This is a genomic window from Nostoc sp. FACHB-888, from assembly GCF_014696655.1.
GTDB lineage: Bacteria > Cyanobacteriota > Cyanobacteriia > Cyanobacteriales > Nostocaceae > Nostoc.
In genome coordinates this window covers 1-4,654 of sequence record NZ_JACJQM010000271.1, presented here as the reverse complement: position 1 = coordinate 4,654, position 4,654 = coordinate 1, and the positions used below count along the sequence as shown (strand labels likewise).

Below are 4,654 nucleotides of genomic sequence, written 5' to 3'. Positions count from 1 at the left end.
ACGGGTAAACCCATCAAAACACTCACCGGGCATACTGATTCTGTCTTTGGCATAGTGTATAGTCCAGATGGCAAAACGCTGGCTTCTAGCAGTAGGGACAATACCATCAAAATATGGAATATAAACACGGGTAAACCCATCAAAACACTCACCGGGCATACTGATTCTGTCTTTGGCATAGTGTATAGTCCAGATGGTAAAACCCTCGCTTCTAGTAGTTTAGACAGAACCATAAGAATATGGGATATAAACACGGGTAAACCTATCAGAACACTGACTGGGCATACTGGTTATGTCTATGGCGTAGCGTATAGTCCAGATGGTAAAACTCTCGCTTCTAGCAGTAGAGACAAGACGATCAAAATATGGAATATAAACACAGGTAAACCCATCAAAACACTCACTGGGCATACTAATTCTGTCAGGGGCATAGCGTATAGTCCAGATGGAAAAACCCTCGCTTCTAGCAGTGCAGACAGAACGATCAAAATATGGAATATAAACACGGGTAAAGCCATCAAAACACTGACTGGGCATACTGATTCTGTCTGGGGTGCAGTGTATAGTCCAGATGGAAAAACCCTCGCTTCTAGCAGTTTTGACAAGACCGTAATTTTATGGACTGTGACAGAAATCCCGGATCTTCAAGGGAACAAGTAATGTAATATCTGCACTCACTTCCCATTGTCTTTGCACCCAAAGGTCAATCAACTGTTACCGAAGAGTGAAGAATCAGCAAAAACAGACGCTCGTACTCTTTTTTCAGCTTTAGTATCCTGGACTGATGGCTTCCACCACTTGAGCAGTTCTAGAGTTGGCGCGAACTCTTGAAGGTGTTTGACGAGCCAATTCTGGGGAGGATACAGCGAGATTGAAATGCCCTCGCCTATGATTTCGCCACGGTAATATAAGGTAACGTCAAAGACGAGCGCGTAACTCAGAAAAGGGCTTTCCCTGGTTCAAAAAATGCCCGTTCTACTTTGCGTTCCGAATATGGCTGTTCAGACTCAAGAATTCTCGAACTTGATCAGCGATGGTTTCTAAGGAAGGAGAAGCGTTGTTGTAGCGAGTGTAGCGTTCTTCTGATAAAGGAATAGCTTTAGCATATTTGGTAACAACCCAAAGTTGAGAGACTTCTACAACTCCATAGTAAAAAGCTGTTCTTTTTCTCACCTCAACTCTTCGAATCTCTTGCAATCGCAAATCCTTGATTTTAGTTTGTAAGCCGTGAAATTCGATAGTTACTCTGCCGAGAGCTTTATTAAAACTACAATTTTTAACTACATCACTTGTCCATATCTGCTGCAATGCTAGCCAAAATAACCCTGCTACTACAAAAAACAAGATGAACAACCACCCACCAAGCATAGCAAGCAATATCATCATAGGTGGGCCGCTAAAGAAGAGGTAAATATTGCCAAACCAAAAATCTCTAGCTGGATTTTGAAGCCTTAAAACATCTTCAGTTTGCTCTAGAATCCTCATTTTTGGAACTCCTCTGCATTGCTCGCGCACCTTACTAATACCGTCAGTTTAGTCTCAAATATCTACAGATAGACTTCAAGCTGTAAATTTTCGAGAATTTGGCAGGCTAATTATTTATTATACGGGAAGTTTCTATATAATCTTTTTCTAGCTCCTAGTGTATCAAGTATTACAGTACCTGGGATTAAAATGACGCGATCGCTTCCTAAAAAATTGTGTTTCTGACCCTGATTTTCGCATATTTCAATTACTATTGCTTATTAACAAATAGTATCCGACCTTAATCTCTCACGAATGCTCCACGCCAATGCAATAACCGAAAGCTTTGGCAGATTTAACATAGACTCGCTCTAACAGACTGACCAGTAGAGGCGGGATTTGTTGACCCCACGGTGGAGAAATGTACCAGCACTGTTCTAAGTTTAGTCCATCGGTTAGTCATACTTTTGCTCCTTTCAAAATACTTTGTGCCGACATGAATAATTGGCTTGCAAAACTGGGAGGCACGGAATAGCCGATAATTGACCCAGCAGTAGCAGTCTCGTTGGGAAACTCATACCAATCAGGAAAACCCTGTAACTTCGCCGCTCCCTCAATAGACAAAGACTTGACAGTACCATCAGGCAACCAGATATCAGCGAACTTACTACGGTTGCAACCTTTGTGATCTGTGAAATGCGATCGCAAGATAGTGTTGCAAGGTAAATGTCCAGGTTTATATTTAGACTGTGTACGCCCCCCCACTCTTTCTATTAGCAGTGGTGTTGGCGCATTCCCGGCTAAAAATTTCTCCAAAGCTTGTTGCTGTTTAGGTAGCAGATGTGAATCAGTCATGGTGGGGATGAGATGCGCGATCGCCTCGTACCATCCACAAGGTGTAGCTCCCATAGGTAGGGCAACATGACAACCCCTACTTGCAATCAGAACTAACCGCCGCCGCGCTTGGGGTAGTCCGAATTTGCCCATGTTGACCACGCTGTAATCGACCGAGTACCCCTCTTTTTCCAAAGCTGACAGAATAATACTGAAACTCTGACTGTTTTGATAGCGTGGAACATTTTCGAGGGTAAACACCCGTGGCTGTAACTGTCGGATAGCCTCTGCCACAGCTAATGCAGCCGTCAGATCATCGGTAGTTTCCCCGCCCTTACCTGCTTTGGCTGTGTGGGCTTGGCTGAAGTTGGCGCATACTGGGGAGGCATGGAGGTAATCGGGGCGGCGGGGAAAACCTATGAATCCTGACTGTGCTACTTCTTGCACTGTTAGTTGGACGACTCTACACCCGTATTCGCTAAAGTTTTGGTGATGGGTTTTGGCTATCGCCTTACTCAGTTCTGGTTTAGTCGGGTCGAACTCCACTGCAATGACCGGGCGAATACCAGCTTCAAGCATCCCCGCTTCAATCCCGCCGCCACCAGCGAAAAGTACTACGGCGATCGGGGCATCATCTGGGAGTATTGGTTTTTTATCTGTGTTATCAAAATTTTTGCAGACATCTAATTTTGGTGATGGCTTTTTGGATTTCGCTCTCTTGATAAAAGCGATAATATCTTCCTTAGTTGCCCCCTGTTGTTGCATTAGACGAATCATGTGGACAGCGCCAGGGGGAATTGAGCCGATACTTCGTCCTTTCCATAATCCATCAACTCGTTCTTCCCAGTTAAAACCCCATCGCCACTGAATCGGGTTGTCTGGGTCACGTTGGCCTATAACTCGTGGGTAAAAGGCTATTGAACCATCAAGTAGCTTTTTCTTTTCGAGGTACGGGTATAGGCATCCTTGGCTATGAAGTTGTATGCTTTTAAGGTCGTCCTCTAAGAATTTTTCGGGTGTCGCAGATAACGTAACCTCTACTGGTGCAGTAGAACCAGAAGGTGTTTGATGTACTTCAGTTTCGTGAAGTAATTTTTTCTTTTCGAGATACGGATAGAGGCATTCTTGACTATGAATTTGTGGGGCTTCAAGGTCGTCCTCTAAGAATTTTTCGGGTATTGCAGATAACTCAAATATTACTGATTTAGTCATGCAGCCACCTCCATCACCAAATCATCGGGTACTTCAAATATTCCCAACTGCCCAATGTAAGGAATCGGTGTAATCTCGCGTGGATTCTCCAGTTTCCAGTGATATTGCCCAGGCATTCCCCAGCCAGAAGCAACTTGTGAAAATTGGCAGTCAACTATTGTGACAATACCGATAACTTGACCGCGACGTAAAGAGATTAATTCTGGGATTACTACCCCCATGCTTTGGCAAAATTCTCTCGCTGACTGGTACTCTTTTTTGGTGCAGGTTTTGGCTGCGTGAATCAGAATGTCGCCGCGATAATGAATAGGCCAGCCACGGTTTTCAACATTTTTGAGAGCATAAATAATTGCCCATGCCCAAGGCTGACGAACTGAAAGTGCTTTCATCTGTTTTAAAACTCCAGCAATTGAATGTATGCATCCAACGCTGCAAGTGCTGGATGTGGATGTATTTGCGACTTCAGCCCGTTGCAGATTGTGGCGATAGTTCCAAGCTCTATGAAAGTGAAATGAATATTGGACTGACGGTCAGAACAACGATGTAGAACTGTTAGAAGAACAAAATTCAACTGTCTGAGAATTACATCTTCAGCTACATGAAGTCGCCAAGTAAGGTTTTCGGAAGTAACCGAACGCCAGGGGTTATCGAAAGAACACTTTTCGACTTCGGGTAGCACTTTTACCTTAAACCTGTAATCCCGGTGAGTAGTAGAGCATTCATCAGGGGCAAGAGCCGCCCATTGTTGTAAAAGTTGTTGGTAAGTTTCAATCATTTTCAGTTCCCTGTCTTGCATAAAAGACAATGTTTATCCTTTAGTAGCTCCTTAAAAACTACGACCACGAGATAAATTCTTGAATCTGGTAAACTGATGGTCAAATAAAAGCTTGACTGTACCAGTTGGGCCATTGCGTTGCTTGCGAACGACTAACTCAGCAATGCCACGATCTGGGGTATCGGGGTTGTACATTTCTTCACGGTAAAGCATGATCACAACATCACTGTCTTGCTCAACAGCACCACTGTCTTTTAAATCACTTAGTACAGGGCGTTTATCGTTACGGTGTTCAACTTCGCGGTTGAGTTGGGACAAAGCCAGTACAGGCACATCCAAATCTTTGGCTAATCTTTTTAATCCCCGGCT

At 43.9% G+C, this 4,654-nt stretch carries 6 protein-coding genes and 1 pseudogene; 1 reads left to right on the top strand and 6 read right to left on the bottom strand.

Annotated features, from left to right (window positions below; genetic code table 11):
• Positions 1–660, top strand: a 660-nt coding sequence (locus H6G26_RS38780; RefSeq protein WP_190737093.1) for a WD40 repeat domain-containing protein, incomplete at its 5' end; no start/stop codon positions are given.
• Between the two features lie 315 nt (positions 661–975).
• On the opposite strand, the gene H6G26_RS38775 is transcribed toward H6G26_RS38780, so the two are convergent.
• From H6G26_RS38775 to H6G26_RS38750, 6 genes and pseudogenes are all read right to left on the bottom strand, one after another.
• A complete protein-coding gene (locus H6G26_RS38775) occupies positions 976–1,485 on the bottom strand; it encodes a hypothetical protein (protein ID WP_190737091.1) in 510 nt (169 codons plus the stop codon).
• Between the two features lie 288 nt (positions 1,486–1,773).
• A pseudogene (locus H6G26_RS44080) lies at positions 1,774–1,896 on the bottom strand (DUF1392 family protein); the annotation flags it as partial.
• A gap of 27 nt (positions 1,897–1,923) precedes the next feature.
• Positions 1,924–3,510: a DNA cytosine methyltransferase gene (locus H6G26_RS38765; protein ID WP_242054307.1), complete on the bottom strand. Its 1,587-nt coding sequence runs from the start codon at positions 3,508–3,510 to the stop codon at positions 1,924–1,926.
• Positions 3,507–3,899 (bottom strand): ASCH domain-containing protein, encoded by a 393-nt coding sequence (locus tag H6G26_RS38760; protein ID WP_190737089.1) that lies wholly within the window; start codon positions 3,897–3,899, stop codon positions 3,507–3,509. The genes H6G26_RS38765 and H6G26_RS38760 overlap by 4 nt, the downstream gene beginning before the upstream one ends.
• Before the next feature lie 5 nt (positions 3,900–3,904).
• Entirely contained in the window at positions 3,905–4,285 is a 381-nt protein-coding gene (locus H6G26_RS38755) for a hypothetical protein (RefSeq protein WP_190737088.1), read from the bottom strand.
• A gap of 51 nt (positions 4,286–4,336) precedes the next feature.
• A partial coding sequence (locus H6G26_RS38750; RefSeq protein ID WP_277883963.1) for a DnaB-like helicase C-terminal domain-containing protein occupies positions 4,337–4,654 on the bottom strand: 318 nt, incomplete at its 5' end.